This is a genomic window from Stenotrophomonas sp. 05L44_2, assembly GCF_056665995.1.
On the sequence record NZ_JBFTNR010000722.1, the window covers coordinates 1 to 2103 of the forward strand.

Annotated in this window: 2 protein-coding genes; one reads left to right on the top strand and one right to left on the bottom strand. The window is 67.4% G+C overall.

Features of this window, described 5'->3' with window-relative positions; genetic code table 11:
- The coding region (locus AC1VAN_RS19790) for a phytoene desaturase family protein (RefSeq protein WP_480986533.1) at positions 1–1450 on the top strand (1450 nt) is incomplete at its 5' end.
- Positions 1451–1558: 108 nt separating this feature from the next.
- Here the strand turns inward: AC1VAN_RS19790 and AC1VAN_RS19795 are convergent.
- A partial coding sequence (locus tag AC1VAN_RS19795) for a rhomboid family intramembrane serine protease (protein ID WP_480986534.1) occupies positions 1559–2103 on the bottom strand: 545 nt, incomplete at its 5' end.

Sequence of the window (2103 nt, forward strand, 5' to 3'; positions counted from 1 at the left end):
GTTCCACCCGGGCTTCCGCAACTCGGTGGCCTCGTACACGGTGTCGCTGCTGCAGCCGAAGGTGATCGAGGAGCTGCAGCTGCATGCGCACGGGCTGCGCATCGTCGCGCGGCCGGCCAACAACTTCCTGCCATTGCCTGATGGCCGCTACCTGCTGTCCGCACCTGGCCGCACCCAGGCCGAGGTGGCGAAGTTCTCCGAACGCGATGCGCAGGCGCTGCCCGCCTATGAAGCGCGCCTGGAGGTATTTGCCGATGTGCTGCGCGACTGGGCGCTGCRTCCGCCGCCCGACCTCGGGGTGATGGCTGGCTGGCGTGCGTTGCCGGCGTTGTGGCAGATGGGCCGGTTGGGACGGGAGCTGGCCGCACTCGACCCTGCACTGCGCCAGGAACTGCTGGATCTGTTCACGCTGTCGGCCGCCGAGTACCTGGATCGCTGGTTCGAAAGCGAGCCGATCAAAGCCCTGTTTGGTTTCGATGGCATTGTTGGCAACTACGCCAGCCCGTACACGCCAGGCAGCGCCTACGTACTGCTGCATCACGTGTTCGGCCAGTGCAACGGGGTAAAGGGCGCGTGGGGCCACGCCATCGGTGGCATGGGCGCGATCAGCCAGGCCATCGCCGCGTCCGCGCGTGCGGCCGGCGCCGAGCTGCGCGTCGATGCCGGCGTGCAGCGCCTGCTGGTTGAGGACGGGCGCGTGGTTGGCGTCGCGCTGTCCGGCGGCGAGAGCCTGCGCGCACGTGCCGTGGTGGCCAACGTCAACCCGAAGCTGCTGTACGAACAACTGCTGCAGCCCGCCCAGGTTCCCGCCACCACCCGTGAACGCATGGCGAACTGGCGCTGCGGCTCGGGCACGTTCCGGATGAACGTGGCGCTGTCGCGGCTGCCGGATTTCCGTGCCCTGCCCGGCCCCGGTGATCACCTCAGTGCCGGCATCATCATGGCGCCCAGCCTGGATTACATGGACCGTGCCTGGCTGGATGCACGTCGCGAGGGCTGGTCGCGCGAGCCGATCGTGGAGATGCTGATTCCGAGCACGCTGGATGATTCGCTGGCGCCACCCGGGCAGCATGTGGCCAGCCTGTTCTGCCAGCACGTGGCGCCGGAATTGCCCGATGGCCGACACTGGGATGATCACCGCGACACCGTCGCCGACCTGATGATCGCCACCGTCGATCACTACGCCCCCGGCTTCGCCGACAGCGTGCTTGGTCGACAGGCACTGTCACCCTTGGATCTGGAACGGACATTCGGGCTGATCGGTGGCGACATCTTCCACGGTGCGCTCAGCGCCAACCAGCTGTTCTCGGCGCGGCCGATGGTCGGCCAGGCCGGCTATCGCGGCGCCCTGCCCGGCCTGTACCTGTGCGGTGCGGGTACGCATCCGGGCGGCGGGGTCACCGGCGCGCCCGGGCACAACGCGGCGCAGGTCGTGCTGGCCGATGCATGAAATGCGTGCCAACCAAGGTTGGCATCTACCGGCGTCAAAGCGTGCCAACCAAGGTTGGCACCTACCGGCGTCAAGGCGTGTCAACCAAGGTTGGCACCCACCTGTGCCTCACTTCACGCTGCGCAGGTGGTTCGGGCGCTTCGGCGGGCCCGGGGGACGACGCTTGTTGAACGGCGGTTGGCCACGCCAGTAGCGGATCRGCAGCCAGCCGAACAGCATGCCGCCCAGGTGCGCGAAATGGGCCACGCCCGGCTGCCAGCCGGTCATGCCCAGCACCAGCTCGCCCACGCCGAACAGGATCACGAACGTACGCGCCTTCATCGGAATCGGCGGGAACAGCAGCATCACCCGCTGGTTGGGGAACAGCATGCCGTAAGCCAGCAGCAGGCCGAACACACCACCGGACGCGCCCAGCACCGTGGCCGGATTGTCGAGCATCGTGCCGACCAGCAACTGGCACAGGCCGGCGCCGACCACGCACACCAGGTAGTAGGTCAGGAAGCGCTTCTCACCCCAGGTCTGTTCCAGCGGCGCGCCGAACATGAAGACGGCCAGCATGTTGAAGAACAGATGGAAGAAACTGCCATGCAGGAAGCCGTAGGTCAGCAGCTGCCAGGGCTGGAAATTGCCGCCCGGCGAGAACGCATCGAAGC